We start from the raw sequence: 17,848 nt of genomic DNA, 5'->3' as shown, positions 1-17,848 counted from the left end.
TTTAGTCGGCCGACTGGTTTTGATCAGTTGGCGAGAACGGGATGTTGATCGTGGAGACAGTGGTTCGGATTCGGCGTGAGCATGCAGCGGGTAAGGCGATCAAGGCGATCGCTCGTGACCTTCGTTTGTCGCGGAAGGTCGTCCGCAAAGCGATCCGGTCGCCGGAGGCGGCGTTCAACTATCAGCGCAAAGTCCAGCCGCTGCCGCGGATCGGTCCTTATCAGGATCGTCTCGATGCGCTGCTTGAGGAGAACGAAGGTCGCGGCCGCCGCGATCGGCTACGGATGACGCGTATCCATGACCTGCTGGTGCGCGAGGGGTTCGATGGATCCTATGATGCGGTGCGCCGCTATGCGGCGCGCTGGCGTGCTGCGCGGCGGAAGGATGCTGGCGAAGGCGCACCGGCGTTCATCCCGATGACCTTCCAGCCGGGTGAGGCCTACCAGTTCGACTGGAGCCACGAGGATGTGGAGATCGCCGGCAAGCCGATGCGGGTGAAGGTGGCGCATATGCGTCTCTGCGACTCGCGCGCACCCTATGTCCGGGCCTATCCGCGCGAGGGCCAGGAGATGCTGTTCGATGCCCATGCCCGGGCGTTCGCGTTCTTCGGCGGTGTGCCGCGACGCGGTATCTACGATAATATGAAGACGGCGGTGACGGCCGTGTTCACCGGCAAGGAGCGTGTGTTCAACCGCCGCTTCCTGATCATGACCGATCATTACATGGTCGAGCCGACCGCCTGCTCGCCGGCGGCGGGATGGGAGAAGGGCCAGGTCGAGCAGCAGGTCCAGACAATCCGAGGCCGCTTCTTCCAGCCGCGGCTCCGGTTCGCCAGCCTGGCCGAGCTCAACGGGTGGCTGGAGGCCGAGTGCCGGCGCTGGGCCGAGCATCATGCCCATCCCGAACGCGGGGATATTACCGTCGCCGAGGCGCTGGATATGGAGCGACCGGCCCTGCAGCCGATCCTGGCACCGTTCGACGGCTTCCATGAGAGCGAGCATGCCGTCACCGGCACCTGCCTCATCAGCTTCGATCGCAACCGCTACTCGGTCATGTCGACGGCCGCACGCCGGACCGTTCAGGTGCGCTCCTATGCCGATCGCATCGTCATACGCTGCGGCGATGCGATCGTCGGGGAGCATGAGCGCCACTTCGGTCGGAACCGCACGATATACGATCCCTGGCATTATCTGCCGGTCCTCGCGCACAAGCCCGGCGCGCTGCGTAACGGCGCACCGTTCCAGGACTGGGATCTGCCGCCCGCCCTGCACCGATTACGGCGAAGGCTCGGCACCGGGGACGAGGCCGATCGCAGGTTCGTGCGGGTCCTCTCGGCGGTGCTCACCGATGGCCTGGAGCCGGTAGAGGCTGCCGTGCGCGAAGCGTTGGCGAACGGAACGGCCAGCGACGAGCTGATCCTCAACATCCTCTCCCGGCGCCGCGAGCCGGCGACACCCCACAGCATCGTCACTTCGGAAGACCGGATGCTGCAGCATCCTCCGCTCGCCGACTGTGCCCGCTATGATCTGCTGCGAGGCTATGATGCAGCGGCATGATATGATCGACACGATGCGCGGCCTCGGACTCAAGGGCATGGCGGCGGCGTTCGACGAGGCGGTCACCACCGGCCTCCAGCGCAAGCGCACCACCATGGAGATACTGACCGACCTGCTCCGTGCTGAGGCGACCCACCGGGATGCAGCCTCCATCCGCTATCGGATGACGGCTGCGAGGCTGCCCGTGGTGAAGGACCTGGAGCGGTTCAGCTTCGAGGGCACACCGATCAATGAGGAGATGATCCGCTCCCTTCACGATGGCTCCTTCCTCCCGCCTCGCCGCAATATCGTGCTGGTCGGCGGCACGGGGACAGGCAAGACCCACCTCGCCATCGCGATCACCGCCAATGTCGTGCGAAGGGGCGCTCGCGCCCGCTACTTCAACACCGTCGATCTGGTGACACGCCTCGAAGAGGAGACCCGGATCGGCAAAGGCGGGACCCTGGCGGCGCAGCTGTCGCGGCTCGACCTGATCGTTCTCGACGAGCTCGGTTATCTGCCGTTCGCCCGCTCGGGAGGGCAGTTGCTGTTCCACCTCATCAGCAAGCTTTATGAGCGGACCAGCGTCATCATCACCACGAACCTCGCCTTCGGCGAATGGCCGACCGTGTTCGGCGATCCCAAGATGACCACGGCGCTGCTCGACCGCGTCACCCACCACTGCGATATCGTCGAGACGGGCAACGACAGCTGGCGCTTCAAAAACCGCAGCTGACAGCCACCTTCGGCGCCTTCAAAAATCTATCTTGCGCTGCGCGCGCCTCCGGTCGGGCTACGCCCGCCCTCCGCCGCACGCAGCGCAAGGCCATCTTCAACAAACCAGCATCATATTATCTGAAAAGGGGGTCCCTCTTCGACGCCGATCGGGGGTCCCTTTTGAACGCCGTTTGACACCCTGCGTCGCTTTCCACTGACATGATCTCGCTCCTGGTGAAGATGATTTTCAGCATGAAGGCCGGTTACCGACAGGCGCCTGGCGTGGCATGGCTCGCCGCAACCGAGATGATTTCCTATCTGACCCAGCTCAGGGATGAACTTGGCCGCCCGCTCTTCATCCCGTCATTGACCGATGGTGTGCCAGGAACGCTGTTGGGCTATCCTGTGCTGGAGGCGGAACATATGGACCCGGTTGTTGCGGACGCTACGCCGCTCGCCTTTGGCAACTGGCAACGCGGCTACGTCATCGGCGACCGCACTAAGCTGAATGTGTTGCGCGACCCCTACACCACGAAGGGGATCATCAAATGGTATTTCCGCAAGCGGGTTCATGGCTCCGTTCTGAACAGCGAAGCGATCAAGTTGCTGCGGGTCTCCGCCGAATAAGTCCGCCGACTCCCGAGGCCGACGCCGTGCGGCCGACAGCGACAAGTGCGATGCCTGGCGGATGCCTAGCGTGGGCTGATTGGTTCAATCGCGCAGCACGGCAGTAGGAGGGACAGGCGAAAGTCTGTCCCTCCTATGCTCATTCAGTCGATTCTTCAGGAGGATTGACCGTGGGCGGAGCAAGGGCATTTTGTCCGGCGCGAGCGTTCGCGATCGCTGCCTTCTTTTCGTCACTCACGCTGGCAATGCGTGCAAGGCGCTGCTGGCGACTGTTGCGAGCGACATACCATTCCTCGAACAGCATTTCGATCAATTGAATAAGAACCTGGGCTTCATCGGCATCAACCGGAATGATCAGGTTGATGTCTTTTTCCATGTGGGCACCGATATTGCCGATACCCCTCACCTGGTCGATCGCGTCGACAGCCTCACTATTGACGCCCTTAGGTGCGTCGCCTTCATCTACCCTTTTTCTCAACTCGGTAATTTCTTGCAAAAGAGTCGATTTTGATATGCCGCAAAAGTCTCTTATCATGCCTTGCAAACAGCGCCGTGATAAAGTGGCGGAGGCCTTTGGACTAAGGGTCCGGATACGACAGGCTTCAGCGTAATCTTCCAAAAGTGGAGCGGGTATATAGTTGGGCTGCGGCTTCGCCGATCCTTCTGGAAGAAAATTCCACTCTTGGTAGCATGAATCAAAATCAAGTCGATCAGGAGAATAACTGGGATGAACACGTCGTAAAGCTACGAAAACTGTCAACCGAGAACAATCTGAATTGGCGCATCCGATCGATTCTATAGAAAATCCAACCCGTCCTTCAGAAAGATTCTCTATACCAACCAGAGAGGTCTTTAGGCTCCTCTGTGAGGGCACAACTACTTGCGCGGTTTGACAGTAGGGACATGTCCATTTCACATTATTTCCCCTGAATTTTCGACACTAAATTAGACGGTCGATTAGAATGCGGATCGCTTCGGGTCTTGATAGCCGCCGTCCGTCTTGGCGCATAATCCATGCGTCTAGCGCAGCTAGTTGCTCAGGCTGAAGGCGGACCTGGATAGGCGTGCCTGCCCCGATCGCTGGGCGGCCTCGCTTTTTTGGTTGCATTTTTTCGCTTGCGTTCACTAATTTAAGCAACCATAAATAACGGGCGGACGCAAGGGGCCTAATCCTTGCGCCAGCCCTAACCAACAACCGATCCAGGAGATCGATCGTGGCTCACTCCCATCTACGGGCGGAATCCGCCTATGCCAACCCTATCGGTCGCCGCCAGGCACTCGCTGCCTTGGCCATTTCCCAAATTGCGACAGTGCCCTCCGTTCACGCGCTGACCCCTTCCATTTCGGAAGGGCGGAAGCCTCTCTTTGCTCGCGCAGATGAAGCGGACGCGCTTTTTTGGCAGCTGCACGCGCACAGGATCAAGATCGATGCGGCATGGGAGGCGAGTTTCAAAACGACGTCATCTGACATGTCGGATGAGGAAATGAATGATTGGGGCGCGCTTCATAGGGAGGCAGAGCGGGCCATGATGGCTGCGCCTATTGCCACCCTGACAGCACTACGGGCCAAGCTCACCTACATCAAAACAGGCGATATGGACGTGCTGGATGGTGATGATGAATATCCAGCGGTCATCGATCTAGTTTTGCGTGACGCTGATCGCCTTCTTAGCATGTGGGAGGCTGCCCGATGAGCATGCATTTCCCTTTCCCCGTAGCATCGCCCCTGTCCTGGTCGCCAGCGAATCGTCGCGCGATCGAGGATCAGATTGAATTTCTGATTGCCATGCTCGACGCGGCGGATGGCGACCCCGATCGGGAGGATGACGATGAAGATTGTTGCGCCGCGTCGGACGACGACGCCCGCACGTTTTCGCATGGCCGGTTGGGCTATGACTGCCAGCTCCAAGACCCCGACGCCGAACCGGACAGCGACGATGACCAGGACGACTGGTTCGGCGGTAATGTCGAGGACGAACCGCAGGCGGCAGAGGGCCAGGACTATTACCGCCTTTTGCCGGTCTATGGCGTCGATCAGACATTAGGGCCGCTCAACGAGATCGAGTCAGAGCGCCAGCGGCGCTGGGATATGGGTTGTCGTCCATGATCGCCCGGTCAGAGCGTGCCGTACGCATTCGCTCGCCTTTCTGGCGTGGAATGCCAAAATGCGCGCAAAGTGAAAACTGCTTGCATGATACCGCAGTAACAGACATACGCCTTGATACTACAGTGTTAGGTGATCAGATGAACATTTCCAACGCCAAATTCTCCAGTTCGCAAGTGGCAAAAGCCGCAGGCATGACCGCCATCAATTTCCGCGCGCACCTGTCGCGAGGAAACTGGCGCATTATTGGAGATTCCAAGGCCGCCGAGACATTCGGCAAAGGGCATGAGTTCACCCTCGAAGATGCGCTAGGCTATGCTCTGGCGCATCAGCTCGTGTCTTGCGGGATCGAACCCAAAGTCGCTTTTGACCGAGCGATGTATGATTTTGCCCATGTTGGCTCTGTCACGGACAGCTTCGGCGGTCATGATCGCAATCCGGGCGACGTGTTTGATGAGAAGACTTTGGGCTATACGCTCTATGTCTATTGCCCCGGCGCGGAGCGCGGCCAGTGCGTCGCGACGAACGATGTTTTGCCAATCGAGTTGATGTTCAATCCATCTTCGCAACTCATGGCTCCCGCGACGATTTTGATCAATCTCAATGCCCTCCGCAATCAAGTTTTGTCCGGGCTTGGACTGTCGTGAAGGCTATTTAGCGATGACCGCACGCCGCGCCACATTCAAACAAGCCGACGCTACACGCGCCTTAAAGGCAGCTGTCGCGGCCGGATTGAAGCCGACCGGCGTTCGTTTTGACCCGGCCGGCTTGATCGAAGTTCTGTTTGACGGCCAAGCACGCGCAGCAGCCAGCAATTCATTCGATGAGATCCTAGGCACATGAAACGGCGTTGGCTTCCTGAATGGGTAAGCGAGTATCGCGACCGGCACGGAAAGCCGCGCTATCGCTTTCGTCGCAAGGGCTTCACCTCATATGCTTTCAAGGCTGCGCCGGGCACGGACGCATTCCGGCAGGAATATGCGGCCTGCCTTGATGGCATAACCGCGCCCGCGATCGATCCTGGCGCCGATAGGGCGATGCCCGGCACGTTTGACGACCTGATAGCCCGTTATTACCGGTCACCCGACTTTCTCGATCCTGGCGAACGCACCCGGGTCGTGTATCGCGGGGTGCTGGAGCGCTGGCGGCAGCAAAAGCCGTCTAGCGGCAGGCGCTATGGCGAGGCACTGGTGCGCGACCTACAGGCGCGTCACGTCGAGAAGATGATGGCCGACATGCTGCCGCACCGGACATCGGCAAACATGCTTCGCAAGCGCCTAAAGGCTCTAATGCAATTCGCGATTCGGCAGGGTCTCGCGAAAACCAATCCCGTCGATGCTACGCGGCCCTTCAAGGTCGAAGGTGGCGGCTTTCACACTTGGACCGAGGCGGAGATTGCCGCCTATGAGGCGACGCACCAGATCGGCACGATGGCGCGCCTTGCGTTCGACCTGCTGCTGTTCACCGGCCAGCGCGGCGGCGACGTGCGCTTGCTCGGGCCGGGCCATGTTCGTGACAAGCGAATTACCCTCACACAGGAAAAAACCGGTGTGACGGTAAGCCTGCCTGTCCTGCCTCCGCTGGCAACCTCGATCTTAGCGACCCCTTCCCGCGCGATGGTGTTCATCGTCAACGGCTTTGGTCGTCCTTTCACGCGCAAGGGATTTGGCAACAAAATCCGCGAGTGGTGCGATGAAGCCGGTCTGACCGAATGCAGCGCCCACGGCCTCCGCAAAGCGGCTGCACGACGATTCGCAGAGGCAGGCTGCTCCAATCAGCAAATCAAATCTTGGACCGGTCACACGACTGATAGCGAGGTCGCGCGCTACACAGCGGCGGCTGATCAAAAGTCACTTTCGGACGAAGCTGGTGCGATGTTGATGGCTAACCTTGGCAAACGGTTAGCCAATCAGAGCGACAAGCTATTGAAAAAGGAGGCATAAATGAAAAAGGTGGTGCACCCGACGGGATTCGAACCCATGGCCCTCAGATTAGGAATCTGATGCTCTATCCTGCTGAGCTACGGGTGCCCATCGCTTGGCCTCTATTATGGGCGGGCGACGCGGTCAATTCTTCGCTTCGGGGGGAATGACGGGAAAAGGCAGCGGCGCGACCGGCACGCCCTCTTCCATCAGCGCTTTCGCCTCTGCCGGGGCGACCTCGCCATGGATGCTGCCGCTGGCCTGTTCGCCATAATGCATGGCGCGCGCCTGTTCGGCAAAGCCGCGGCCAACCCAGGTGGACCCTTCCAGCAGCTTTTGCTGGGCCTGCGCAAGCGCTTCGACCATCGCGCGCATCTTGGCCGCGTCGCCCGTGCTGATCGCGACGGCGGCGCCGGGCGCAGGCGCGGGGGCGTCCTGCACCACGACCGAGCGGCTATTGCCCTTGGCCGCAACCGCGGGCGCCATCACTGCTTTGGTCACCTGCGGGTCGCCACATATCGGGCAGGCCAGAAGCCCGCGTTCCTGCTGGTCCGCATAGTCGGCGCTGGAACCGAACCAGGCTTCGAACACATGGCCCTGCGACTGGCATTTAAGGTCGAACACGATCACGAAATTTGCACTTCCTGCGCAATGGCACGGCGGTTGGCGATGGCGGGCACACGCACCCTCACATCCCCTAGCCGCGTCAGGTCGATATCGACAAGCCCCAGTCCCCCAGCCTCCCCCATGTCGAGCAGCACCTCGCCCCATGGATCGACAACCAGGCTATGGCCATAGGTCACGCGCCCGTCCGCATGCGCGCCGACCTGCGCCGTCGCAATGACGAAGCAGCCTGCCTCGATCGCGCGGGCGCGCAACAGCACATGCCAATGCGCCTGTCCGGTCGGCACGGTGAAGGCGGCCGGGGCCAGAAGGATCGTCGCCCCGGCATTGGTCAGTGCGCGATACAGGTCGGGAAAGCGCATGTCGTAGCAGATCGAAAAACCCATACGGCCCCAGGGCGTATCGGCAGCGACCACCTGTTCGCCCGGCCCGTAGACCGACGATTCGCGCCAGCTTTCGCCCGTCGCCAGATCGACGTCGAACAGGTGGATCTTGTCATATTGCGCCCGGATCGCGCCGGTGTCGTCGATCAGGAAGCTGCGATTGGCCCAGCGACCGTCGGCGCGCTCATCTTTCAAAGGCAGCGATCCGATATGAATCCACAGGCCCTCCCTGGCCGCAGCATCGCGCACGGCGGCAAGCACCGCATCATCGGCTTGGCATCGCAATGTGGCAGCAGCGCGCGCGCGGTCGCGGTCCAGATAGCCCGCCATTTCCGGGGTGAAGAGCATGTCCGCCCCCTCCCCCCTGGCCCGCGCCGCCATCGCCACGATGGCAGCGGCATTGGCGGCAGGATCAATGCCGCTGGTCATCTGGAACAGCGCGGCGCGCATGGTGGTCACAGCCCCAGCAGCGGGTCGAGCTTGCCCTGCCGGTTCAGCGCCGCCATGTCGTCGCTGCCACCGATATGCTGTCCGTCGATGAAGATTTGCGGCACGGTGCTGCCGCCCCGGCTGCGTTCCAGCATCTCGGCGCGTTTCGGCCCGCCCATCGTGATGTCATATTCCTCGAACGCGACACCCTTGTCATTCAGCAGCGCCTTGGCCCGCGCGCAATAGCCGCAAAACGCCTTGGTATAGATTTCGACCTTTGCCATCTGTCCGTCGTTGCTCCTTATTCCCTGAAATTGGGGCTTTGCTCTACATTGTCAATCGGCGCTTTCGCGTGGCAGGGCCCGCGCCCAACACAGCAGCCGCACCTCGCCAGCCCCGCCGCGCTTGAGAATATGGGTGCAGGCGGCCGCCGTCGCGCCGCTGGTATGAACGTCGTCGATCAGCAGGATGCGTCGTCCCGTCATCCGATGCCCGGCCGCCAGCGCAAAGGCGCCGCGCACCGCCCTTGCCCGCTGCCCCGGATGCATGCCGCGCAAGGGCGCCGTCCGTTTGACCCGCAGCAGACCATGTTTGTCCACCGCCAGCCCGGTCAGTCGCCCCAAATGATCCGCGATCAGCGCCGACTGGTTGAACCCCCGCCCCCATAATCGCCAGCGATGCAGCGGCACCGGCACGATCAGCGGCGGGTCTTCGCCGGTCGCGGGCACATGGCGCAACATCTGCCGCGCGACCAGCCGGGCAAGGCCGATGCGCCGCCCATATTTCAGTCGCAGCGCCACCGTGCGCGCGACATCGCCATAGGCCAGCACCGCCCGCGCGCTGTCGAAGGGCGGCGGATCGGCCAGACAGGCGCCGCACTCCGCGCCCTCCCCCATGTCATGCGGAAAGGGTATGCCGCAGCGCGCGCAACAAGGTTCGCCCAAAAATTCCATGCCGTCCCAGCAGGACAGGCAGAAACCATGATCTTCCCCCACGATCACGCCGCAACCGGGACAGCGCGGCGGCAGCGCATAATCAAGCGCGGGGCGGATCGCGCTCTTGAGAAGCGGCAGGAAAGGCATCATCTGCCTTGTCCCCCCTTCCCGCCCGTTGCACAAGGCCCGGCATGAGCAGCCCCGACATATTCGACCGTTCCCTGCGCAGCATTCGGCGGGACCGGATGCTGGCCGATTTTGCGGCCCATGACTTTCTCTATCGCGCCATGCTGGACGAACTGCTCGACCGGCTGGGCGATGTGCAGCGCGACCTGCCCGAAGCATTGGTGATCGGCTGCCCGGACGGCAGCGCCAGGGCCGCTCTGGAAGCGATGGGCAAGCGGGTCGCCTGCATCGACCCCGGCTTCCGCGCCGCCCGTGCCAGCAATGGGGTGCAGGGGGATGAGGACGCCCTCCCCTTTGCCGACAATAGTTTCGATCTGGTCATCGCCTGCGGCACGCTCGACAGCGTCAATGACCTGCCCGGTGCGCTGATCCTGATGCGGCGGGTGCTGCGGCCCGACGGGCTGATGCTGGCTGCCTTCACCGGTGCTGGCAGCCTGCCGCGATTGCGCGCCGCGCTGATGGTGGGCGAAGGAGACCGGCCGGGCCAGCATATCCACCCGCAGGTCGATGTGCGATCGGCGGGCGACCTGCTCAGCCGCGCGGGCTTTGCGATGCCGGTGGCCGATGGCGAGACGCTGACGATCCGCTATGGCGATCTGCTGCGGCTGATGCATGACCTGCGCGGCATGGGCGCGGGCAATGTGCTGACGGCGCGCGCCCCCGCGCTGCGTCGGGACGCGCTTGTCGCCGCCGCGCGCCATTTTGCCGATGCAGCGGACCCGGATGGCCGGACGGCGGAGCAGATGGCGATCCTCTATCTGTCAGGCTGGAAACCCGACCCCAGCCAGGCCGCCCCGGCCCGACGCGGCAGCGCGACAGTATCGCTGGCGGAGGCGTTGAAGGGGAAGGCGGGATAACGCCTGCCCCCTGCCCCACTTCATTCGATAGTGATGCCTGCTATGCGCCACTGCCCATCCTCGCGATCCAGACTGACCGTCTCGATCGCCTCTCCCTTGTTGGCGAAACGGGTGCGGAATTTCACCACTTCATAGCCGGCGGGCGGTGCAGGCAGATTTTCCTGACTGACGAAGATACGCGAAAGTGCCGCGCCCAAGGGCACGCGCACCTGTTCCGAGGTATCGGCCCACACCTTTGCCGTGTTCATCCGGCGAAAGGTCACGGTAGTCCCGCGATAGCTTTCGTCCCAACGCCCTTCGTCAACTAGCACCAGCCATCGACGCGCTGCATCCACCACTGCCGGATTTTGTGCTGTGCTGGCAACTGCCACCGGGGAAGAAGGGGCAGAAGCGAGTTGCGGCAGAGCGGTGAGGGCCAACAGGCCAAGGGCAAGCGTCATGAGAGCTACTCCGATGATGATCCAGTAAGGGCGGATGGCCCGCCCTGCGCCGCTAATCGGCACGCTGTCCTGATCCACCGGACTATCCGGCGCGTCTGCCCGGATTTCCTTGTCCCCCACATAATTGGGGGACGGTCCCGCACCGTCCCCCTCCACCTCCAGCAGCAACCGGGCCGCTTCCCGGCTGCTCGATACCGCCATTTTCCGCCGCGCATCGCGCAACCGCTCGTTAATTGTGTGGACCGACAGGCCCAGACTTCGCGCGACCGACTTCGCGTCATGACCGCGAACGATCAGGCGCAGCGTCTGCTTCTCCTTCTCGGTCAACGCCCAGCCCATATCCGTCCTTTGCGTGTCCATCATGTCGACGACCTAGGTCAGGCCAGGGAAAGCAGCTACCCCCAAAAATTTGTAGTGTAATCGGGCAGCCATATCCTCACTCCACGATCTCACCGATCCTTGGAGCGTCCGCCAAGTCCCGAGGCGTCCAATCCTGCCCGTCGCGGACATATTCCACATGGCTCGCCCGGCGAAAGCCTGCGCCGTCCCAGACGATCACTTGCAGCTCCATCGCATTATTGCGCCGGACGTGCAGCCAGTTGAAGCTTTGCGGTTCGGCGTTGCGCAGCCGGGTCGATGTCGCGGTGCCGGCCTGGATGATCAACGCGCCGCCCGCCCGTTCCACCATCTTGCGCGCCGCCTGCGCATAGGTGCGGTGAAAATGGCCCGCCAGCGCCAGATGGACGCCTGCTTCGCATGCCGCCTGGACCGCGTCGTCATGCTGGCCGACCGCTTCGCTCAATTCCCCGCCCCGGCCGATCGGCATGGCAAAAAGGGGATGGTGCGTCACCAATATGCGGGTCTTGTCGCTGGCGACCGGCGCGAAATAGTCCCGCAGCATGTCCATCTGGTCATGATTGATCCGCCCGTCCTTGATGGTCAGCGACCGGGCGGTGTTGAGGCCAAGGATCGCGACTTCGTCATCCTCATACCAGGGGCACAGGTCGTGACTGATATAGCGTTTGTAGCGTTTGAGCGGGGCAGCAAAGCGCCGCACAACGTCATAGAGCGGAATGTCATGATTGCCGGGAATGACCAGCAATTTCAGCCCCGCCGCGCGCAGCCGGTTGAGCCATGCGGACGCCGCGCGGAACTGCTCGACCCGCGCGCGCTGGGTCAGGTCGCCGCTGATGATGACCAGGTCGGGCCGACGCTCCTCCAGCCAGGCTGTGGCGGCGTCGACTATGCGCGGATCGTGCGCGCCGAAATGAATGTCGGACAGATGAGCGATACGGGCCATGATCAGTTAACGATCCAGCGGGACATGGTTTCCCCGGAGCCGAACCCGCCTTCGCGAGTTGTTGTGGCATGATAATGAAATCCTCCAATCGCCCCCTCCCGCGTCAGGCCGCGCTGATCGTCAACGCGCACAGCCGCAAGGGCGAAGCGCTCTTTGCGGAGGCGAAGGAAAAACTGGAGGAGGCGGGCATCGACCTGCTCGCCGCCCATGCAGTCAAAAACCCCGCACTGATGGAAGAAACCGTGGGGAAGGCGATTGCCGATGGCGCGCCGATGGTGATTGTAGGCGGCGGCGATGGCTCCATGTCCAGCACGGTCGACCAGTTTGTCGGCAAGGATTGCGTGTTCGCCGTCCTGCCGCTCGGCACCGCCAATAGTTTCGCGCGGACACTGGGCCTGCCGCTCGATCTGGACGGCGCGATCGCGGCCATCGCCAACGGACGCCGACGCCGGGTGGACCTGGGCATGATCGACCAGGATTATTTCGTCAACGCCGCCTCGCTCGGCCTGTCGCCAATGATCGGCCGGACGGTGCCGCACAAGCTGAAACGCTATCTGGGGCGGATCGGCTATCTGCTATGGGCGATCAAATGTTCGGTCGGCTTCCGCGCCTTCCGCCTGATCATCGACGATGGCCAGCAGGAACGGCGGCTATGGTCCACCGAAGTACGCATCCTGAACGGCCCCTTTCATGGCGGGGTCGAACTGTCCGATCATGCCGACGTCGATAGCGGCGAAATCGTGGTCCAGGCGGTCGTCGGGCGCAGCAAGCCGCGGCTGGCGTGGGACTGGTACGCCAAATTCGTCAAGCTGCGCGATCGCGACGCGCATACGCAGGAATGGCATGGCAAGGCCTTCACCATCACCACCCGCCCGCGCCAGCGCATATCCATCGACGGCGAAGTGCTGGCGAAAACGCCGGTCGTGGCGCGGATTGCAGCGGGCGCTGTCGATGTCGCAGTGCCCGCCGATCCATGATCAGAGCGGCTTTTCGTACAGCTGATAGACTTTGTTGACCTTGCTGTTGATCGCCTGCGCAATGGCGTTCATGCCCTGATTGTCATCCAGAACCCAGCCGATCTCGCCACGGGTCGCGCCATAATGGGCGATCGCTTCTAGCCTTATCGCCTCAATCATCATGAAGGCCAGCTGGCTGGCCAGCCGGGACGATTGCAGCCGTTGCAGCACGCCCATCAGCGGCACGCGCATCGTGCGCACCTTGGGCTTGCGCAGCCACCAGAGCAGCCTGGCCCAGCCAAAGGGAAACAGCGCGCCGTTGAGCGGCTTGATCGCCTCGTTAAGGTCGGGCAGCGTCATCATGAAGGCGACCGGCTCACCGTCCAGTTCGGCGACCATGATCAGATCTTCGAATACGATGGGTTTCAGCTTCTTGCCGGTATGCGCGATTTCCGCATCGGTGATCGGCACGAAGCCCCAGTTGCGGCCCCAGGCGTCGTTCAGGATGTTGAGGATGATCGCCGCCTCCGCATCGAATTTCGACTTGTCGACCTTGCGGATACGGATGCGCTCGTTCTTCTGGCCCGAAGCGATGATCCGCTGGATCAGCGGGGGGAAATTCTGGGTGATGTCCAGCTCAAAACAGTTGAGGGTCTTGACCGGCTGATACCCCGCCCCCTCGATCATCGCCTGATAGGTCGGGCTGTTGTGCCCCATCATGACCGTCGGCGGATGGTCATGCCCGGCGATCAGCAGGCCAGGCTCTTCCCAGATCGACAGCGAGATCGGACCGACCACGCGGGTCATGCCCTGTTGACGCAGCCATTGCTCGGCCTGCGCGATCAGCGCCGCGCCAATCGCATCATCTTCCGCCTCCAACAGGCCGAAATTGCCGGTCCCCGGCCCCATGCCCTGTTCCGGCGGCATCGACAGCGCCAGTTCGTCATAATGGGCCGAAATGCGGCCAACGACACGGCCGTTGCGACGAGCCAGGAAATATTGCGCCTTGGCATGTTCGAAAAAGGGATTTTTGCCGGGCGTCAGCAATTCGTACATTTCCGCCTTCAGCGGCGGCACCCAATTGGGGTCCGTGGCGTAAATCGACCAGGGCAGGTCGATAAACGCCTTGAGGTCGCCCTTGCCCGAAACGGGCGTAATCACCAGATCAGAATGTGCCACGGCTGCCGCTTTCACCAAAAGATGGCAGCAGTTCGCCGCTTGTTTGCGGATTGTCAATCACAGCCCGCCGCCAGCCCGCTATTGGGCGGATAATGTCATCGTGCTGCCACGATGTCAGCGCATTTGGAGATTAGGACGCCTGCCATGACTGTGCATGATCCCATCCTTGCCGCCGCGCAGCGCGCCCGTGTGACCATTCCCGATGACGTGGCGATGCTGCGTGCGGCGGCCGACCTGACGCGCGACCTGTCCACCGCCAATCCGCGCATCTACTGGCCCGACATGCTGGCGTCCGCGCTGATCGGCTGGGGTGCGCTGGCGGGTGCTATCCTGATCGACAGCGTGCCGCTGGCCATAGCCTGCGCGGTGATTGCGATGCTGGCGCTGTATCGGGCGGCCAGCTTCATCCACGAACTCACCCATATCCGCGCCGGCGCGCTGCCCGGTTTCCGCGCCGCGTGGAACCTGATCGTGGGCATTCCGCTGATGATCCCGTCCTTCATGTATGAAGGCGTCCATACCCAGCATCACGCCCGCACCCGCTATGGCACGGCGGAAGATCCGGAATATCTGCCGCTCGCGCTCATGAAGCCCTGGTCGCTGCCGCTGTTCATCCTCGTCGCCGCGCTGGCGCCTATCGGCCTTATCCTGCGCTTTGCTGTGCTGACGCCATTGTCCCTTATCATCCCGCCGCTCCGCGCGAAGATGATCGGTGAACTGTCCGCGCTGTCGATCAATCCGGCCTATCGCCGCCGCAAGCCCGAAGGGGCCTTCGCCCGCATGTGGGCGTGGCAGGAGGCTGGCGCGTCCCTGTTCGCGCTGGCGCTGGTCGGCAGCGTGTTCGTGGTCGGGTGGAAGCCGTTGCTGGTCTATATGGCCGTCCATTCGGCGATGACCGTCATCAACCAGCTGCGCACTCTAGTCGCGCATTTGTGGGAGAATGAAGGCGAACCGATGACCGTGACGGCGCAATATCTCGATTCGGTCAATGTGCCCCCGCCCGGCAGCCTGCCTGCGCTATGGGCGCCGGTCGGCCTGCGCTATCATGCGTTGCACCACCTGCTGCCCAGCGTGCCCTATCACAATCTGGCCGCCGCGCACCGCAAGCTGGTGGCGACGCTGGACCCGCAATCGCCCTATCATCGCGGCAATTATCGCGGGATGATGCCGCTGGTCGGCAAGATCGCCCGCAGCACCATGGTGGCGCGCTAGGCTATTCTTCCGTCCTGAACAGCACAGTCTCACCGACCAGCAGGAACAGCAGGAAGGGCGCCCAGGCCGCCAGAAACGGCGGATAAGCGCCCAGGCTACCCATCGCGAGCGAGAAATTGTCGGCGACGAAATAGGCAAAGCCCAGCGCCATGCCCATCACTGCGCGCACGAACAACTGGCCCGATCGCGCCAGCCCGAACGCCGCGACCGACCCCAATATCGGCATCAGCAGGGCCGAAAGCGGGCCGGACAGCTTGTGCCACAAATTGGCCTCCAACTCCGCCGTGGGTCGCCCGGCATCATGCAGGTCGGAAATCGCGGCCTGAAGCTGGCTGAAGGTCAGGGCATCGGGATCGACCTTGGCCAGGGTGAACTGGTCGGGGCGAATGTCGCGGCCAAAACGCACCGTGCCGACATTGGTCACGGTGCCGCGCGCCACGTCGAACTGGCGCGCCTCTTCCAGCACCCAGCTCTTGTCCGCCGCGTCATAATGGCCGCGCGGCGCCTGGATGATGGTCGTCAGGCTGTTGTTGATGCGGTTGAAAATCTCGACCTTGCGCAACTGCACCTGCGTACCGCGCCCGGCGACGATGGCGGCGTTGACCAGATTATTGCCGTCGCGCACCCAGGGATTGCTTTTGACCCCGCTATCGCGCGGGATCGGGCCGTAATCGACCGCTTGCCAGGCACTGAGCGCCGCGGTGGACCGGGCGACGATCCGGTCGTTGAAGGCATAGCTGATGATCGCAACGCCCAGCGCGGACACCACAAGCGGGGCCAATATCTGGTGCGCGGACAGGCCCGCCGCCTTCATCGAGATGATTTCGCTATTCTGGTTCAGCGTCGCCAGCATCACCAGCGTACCGAGCAGCACCGAAAAAGGCAGGAAGCGCGCCACGATCTGCGGCACGCGCAGGCCGACATAATGCCACAATTGCGCGTCGCCATTGCCGGGATAGGCAAGGATGTCGCCTGACTGGCCCAGAAGGTCGAGCGTCTGTAGCACCAGCACCAGCAGCGCCAGCACCGCCAGCGTCCGCGTAAGGAACAGGCGCGCCATGTACCAGCTGATCTGGCGCGAGGGGAAGAAAGCAAATTGCATGGGTCAGGCGGCTCCTTCCGCCGCGGGCGGGCGTCGACGGCCCAGCCGCAACAGGCGCACGATCTGCTTGCCCACCTTGGCAAAGGCGACTTCCAGCGCGCCGATCGGCTGCCCGCCGGGGCGGTGCGCGATGACATGATACATCCAGAAGATCAGGCCCGCCGTCAGCAGAAATGGTCCCCATAGCGCGATGATCGGGTCGACCTTGCCCAGCGCGCCCACGCTTTCGCCATATTGGTTGACCTTGTGATAGGTCACGATGAAGATGATCGACAGGAACACGCCCAGCGCCGATGTCGACCGCTTGGGCGGGATCGCAAAGGCCAGCGCTGCCAGCGGCAACAGCATCATCATCACCACTTCCACCATGCGGAAGTGGAAATTGGCGCGCACTTCGTTGCGCAATTTGTCCGGGGTGGCCGGATCGCGGCCTATGACGATCAGTTCGGGGATCGTCTTTTCCCGATCGACGTCGCGCCCGCGGAAATTTTCGATCTGCGGCAGGTCGATCGGCAGGTCGTGGCTGGAAAAGGACAGGATTCGCGGCGTCTTATATTTGGGCGCGTCGTTGACCAGAACGCCGTCGCGCAGGCGGAAGATGATCGTGTCGGGATCGTCCGTCGCCAGGAACATGCCCTGCGCCGCCGTGACCGCGACCGATTGTCCGTCCCGGCTGACCGCGCGGACGAAAATCCCCTGCAGATTGCGCCCGCCGTCCAGGCTGCGTTCGATCCGCATCGTCATCCGCTTGCCCAGATTGGTGAACTCGCCGACCTTGATCGACGCACCCAGCGCACCCGACCGCAATTCGAATCGCAGCGCTTCATAGGCGTGGCGGGACAGCGGCTGGACGAAGCCGACAATGCCGAAATTAAGCAGCGCGAGCGCAATCGCATACATGTACGGCACCCGCAGCAGCCGCCCGTAGGACAGGCCGACCCCGCGCATCACGTCCAGTTCCGACGACAGCGCCAGTTTGCGGAAGGCCAGCAGGATGCCAAGCATCAGGCCGATGGGAATGCCGAGCGAGAGATATTCGGGCAGCATGTTCGCCAGCATCCGCCACACGACGCTGACCGGCCCGCCTTCCGCCGCGACGAAATCGAACAGGCTGAGCATCTTGTCCAGCACCAGCAGCATCGCGGCGATCACGAGCGTACCCAGCATGGGCACCGCGATCAGGCGGGCAAGATAACGGTCGGTGGCGGTCAGCATTCTCTAAGTCGTCGTCCCATCACCATGTTTTGGCCGCAAACCCATTCCATATTGGAATCAGGAAAATAGCGGGGCGAACAGGGGCTGCCGTCCGACCCGATCGGGCGGCTATAGCTTCCAGGAGT

The 17,848-nt window shown here is 62.5% G+C and carries 21 protein-coding genes and 1 tRNA gene; 11 read left to right on the top strand and 11 right to left on the bottom strand.

What is annotated here, in order from left to right; all coding sequences use genetic code 11:
- Positions 1–41 precede the first annotated feature (41 nt).
- The 3 genes from istA to AC07X9_RS01335 all read left to right on the top strand — a co-directional run bounded on the left by istA (position 42) and on the right by AC07X9_RS01335 (position 2,879).
- Complete coding sequence (gene istA / locus AC07X9_RS01345; protein ID WP_021238707.1) at positions 42–1,556, top strand: IS21 family transposase; 1,515 nt, start codon at positions 42–44, stop codon at positions 1,554–1,556.
- The gene (gene istB / locus AC07X9_RS01340; protein ID WP_031304487.1) at positions 1,543–2,271 is read left to right on the top strand and encodes an IS21-like element helper ATPase IstB; all 729 of its coding nucleotides are present in this window, start codon (positions 1,543–1,545) and stop codon (positions 2,269–2,271) included. Before istA ends, istB begins: the two co-directional genes overlap by 14 nt.
- Before the next feature lie 221 nt (positions 2,272–2,492).
- Positions 2,493–2,879 (top strand): phage major capsid protein, encoded by a 387-nt coding sequence (locus tag AC07X9_RS01335; RefSeq protein ID WP_241763577.1) that lies wholly within the window; start codon positions 2,493–2,495, stop codon positions 2,877–2,879.
- A 139-nt stretch (positions 2,880–3,018) separates the two neighbouring features.
- Here AC07X9_RS01335 and AC07X9_RS01330 read toward each other — a convergent pair whose 3' ends face one another.
- Positions 3,019–3,639 (bottom strand): DUF4145 domain-containing protein, encoded by a 621-nt coding sequence (locus tag AC07X9_RS01330; RefSeq protein WP_017181514.1) that lies wholly within the window; start codon positions 3,637–3,639, stop codon positions 3,019–3,021.
- 454 nt (positions 3,640–4,093) lie between these two features.
- Between AC07X9_RS01330 and AC07X9_RS01325 the strand changes: the two genes are divergently transcribed.
- The 5 genes from AC07X9_RS01325 to AC07X9_RS01305 all read left to right on the top strand — a co-directional run bounded on the left by AC07X9_RS01325 (position 4,094) and on the right by AC07X9_RS01305 (position 6,926).
- On the top strand, positions 4,094–4,573 hold the full coding sequence (locus AC07X9_RS01325) for a hypothetical protein (protein ID WP_026002112.1): 480 nt from the start codon (positions 4,094–4,096) through the stop codon (positions 4,571–4,573).
- Positions 4,570–4,986, top strand: a complete 417-nt coding sequence (locus AC07X9_RS01320) for a hypothetical protein (RefSeq protein WP_017181516.1) — start codon at positions 4,570–4,572, stop codon at positions 4,984–4,986. Before AC07X9_RS01325 ends, AC07X9_RS01320 begins: the two co-directional genes overlap by 4 nt.
- 137 nt (positions 4,987–5,123) lie before the next feature.
- The gene (locus AC07X9_RS01315; RefSeq protein WP_017181517.1) at positions 5,124–5,630 is read left to right on the top strand and encodes a hypothetical protein; all 507 of its coding nucleotides are present in this window, start codon (positions 5,124–5,126) and stop codon (positions 5,628–5,630) included.
- A 13-nt stretch (positions 5,631–5,643) separates the two neighbouring features.
- Entirely contained in the window at positions 5,644–5,826 is a 183-nt protein-coding gene (locus tag AC07X9_RS01310) for a hypothetical protein (RefSeq protein WP_017181518.1), read from the top strand.
- Positions 5,823–6,926: a tyrosine-type recombinase/integrase gene (locus tag AC07X9_RS01305; RefSeq protein ID WP_017181519.1), complete on the top strand. Its 1,104-nt coding sequence runs from the start codon at positions 5,823–5,825 to the stop codon at positions 6,924–6,926. Before AC07X9_RS01310 ends, AC07X9_RS01305 begins: the two co-directional genes overlap by 4 nt.
- A gap of 10 nt (positions 6,927–6,936) precedes the next feature.
- Here the strand turns inward: AC07X9_RS01305 and AC07X9_RS01300 are convergent.
- The 5 genes from AC07X9_RS01300 to AC07X9_RS01280 all read right to left on the bottom strand — a co-directional run bounded on the left by AC07X9_RS01300 (position 6,937) and on the right by AC07X9_RS01280 (position 9,426).
- Positions 6,937–7,013, bottom strand: a tRNA-Arg gene (locus tag AC07X9_RS01300).
- A gap of 36 nt (positions 7,014–7,049) precedes the next feature.
- Entirely contained in the window at positions 7,050–7,535 is a 486-nt protein-coding gene (locus AC07X9_RS01295) for a DUF1178 family protein (RefSeq protein WP_017181520.1), read from the bottom strand.
- Positions 7,532–8,362 carry a carbon-nitrogen hydrolase family protein gene (locus tag AC07X9_RS01290; protein ID WP_026002113.1) on the bottom strand — a complete coding sequence of 277 codons (831 nt, stop codon included), beginning with the start codon at positions 8,360–8,362 and terminating at the stop codon, positions 7,532–7,534. Before AC07X9_RS01290 ends, AC07X9_RS01295 begins: the two co-directional genes overlap by 4 nt.
- A gap of 5 nt (positions 8,363–8,367) precedes the next feature.
- A complete protein-coding gene (gene grxC, locus AC07X9_RS01285; protein WP_017181522.1) occupies positions 8,368–8,625 on the bottom strand; it encodes a glutaredoxin 3 in 258 nt (85 codons plus the stop codon).
- A gap of 51 nt (positions 8,626–8,676) precedes the next feature.
- The gene (locus AC07X9_RS01280) at positions 8,677–9,426 is read right to left on the bottom strand and encodes a ComF family protein (protein ID WP_017181523.1); all 750 of its coding nucleotides are present in this window, start codon (positions 9,424–9,426) and stop codon (positions 8,677–8,679) included.
- Between the two features lie 41 nt (positions 9,427–9,467).
- Here AC07X9_RS01280 and AC07X9_RS01275 point away from each other — a divergent pair, with 41 nt between their 5' ends.
- Positions 9,468–10,319: a class I SAM-dependent methyltransferase gene (locus tag AC07X9_RS01275; RefSeq protein ID WP_017181524.1), complete on the top strand. Its 852-nt coding sequence runs from the start codon at positions 9,468–9,470 to the stop codon at positions 10,317–10,319.
- Between the two features lie 20 nt (positions 10,320–10,339).
- On the opposite strand, the gene AC07X9_RS01270 is transcribed toward AC07X9_RS01275, so the two are convergent.
- Together AC07X9_RS01270 and AC07X9_RS01265 are read right to left on the bottom strand one after the other, a co-directional pair.
- Positions 10,340–11,119 (bottom strand): helix-turn-helix domain-containing protein, encoded by a 780-nt coding sequence (locus AC07X9_RS01270; protein ID WP_026002114.1) that lies wholly within the window; start codon positions 11,117–11,119, stop codon positions 10,340–10,342.
- A 76-nt stretch (positions 11,120–11,195) separates the two neighbouring features.
- The gene (locus AC07X9_RS01265; protein ID WP_086485417.1) at positions 11,196–12,059 is read right to left on the bottom strand and encodes a metallophosphoesterase family protein; all 864 of its coding nucleotides are present in this window, start codon (positions 12,057–12,059) and stop codon (positions 11,196–11,198) included.
- A gap of 74 nt (positions 12,060–12,133) precedes the next feature.
- On the opposite strand from AC07X9_RS01265, the gene AC07X9_RS01260 reads away from it, so the two are divergent.
- Positions 12,134–13,036, top strand: coding sequence for a diacylglycerol/lipid kinase family protein (locus AC07X9_RS01260; protein WP_017181527.1), 903 nt, complete (start codon positions 12,134–12,136; stop codon positions 13,034–13,036).
- Here AC07X9_RS01260 and AC07X9_RS01255 read toward each other — a convergent pair whose 3' ends face one another.
- A complete protein-coding gene (locus tag AC07X9_RS01255) occupies positions 13,037–14,194 on the bottom strand; it encodes a GNAT family N-acetyltransferase (RefSeq protein WP_026002115.1) in 1,158 nt (385 codons plus the stop codon). It lies immediately after the preceding gene.
- A gap of 144 nt (positions 14,195–14,338) precedes the next feature.
- Between AC07X9_RS01255 and AC07X9_RS01250 the strand changes: the two genes are divergently transcribed.
- Positions 14,339–15,406 carry a fatty acid desaturase family protein gene (locus AC07X9_RS01250; RefSeq protein ID WP_017181529.1) on the top strand — a complete coding sequence of 356 codons (1,068 nt, stop codon included), beginning with the start codon at positions 14,339–14,341 and terminating at the stop codon, positions 15,404–15,406.
- A 1-nt stretch (position 15,407) separates the two neighbouring features.
- Here AC07X9_RS01250 and lptG read toward each other — a convergent pair whose 3' ends face one another.
- Both lptG and lptF read right to left on the bottom strand, forming a co-directional pair.
- Entirely contained in the window at positions 15,408–16,508 is a 1,101-nt protein-coding gene (lptG, locus tag AC07X9_RS01245; protein ID WP_017181530.1) for an LPS export ABC transporter permease LptG, read from the bottom strand.
- Between the two features lie 3 nt (positions 16,509–16,511).
- Complete coding sequence (gene lptF, locus AC07X9_RS01240; protein ID WP_017181531.1) at positions 16,512–17,723, bottom strand: LPS export ABC transporter permease LptF; 1,212 nt, start codon at positions 17,721–17,723, stop codon at positions 16,512–16,514.
- Between the last annotated feature and the right edge of the window lie 125 nt (positions 17,724–17,848).

This window comes from Sphingobium sp. GW456-12-10-14-TSB1, assembly GCF_059424385.1.
The sequence above is the reverse complement of the archived record's forward strand: the minus strand, read 5'-3'. Positions and strand labels throughout refer to the sequence as shown.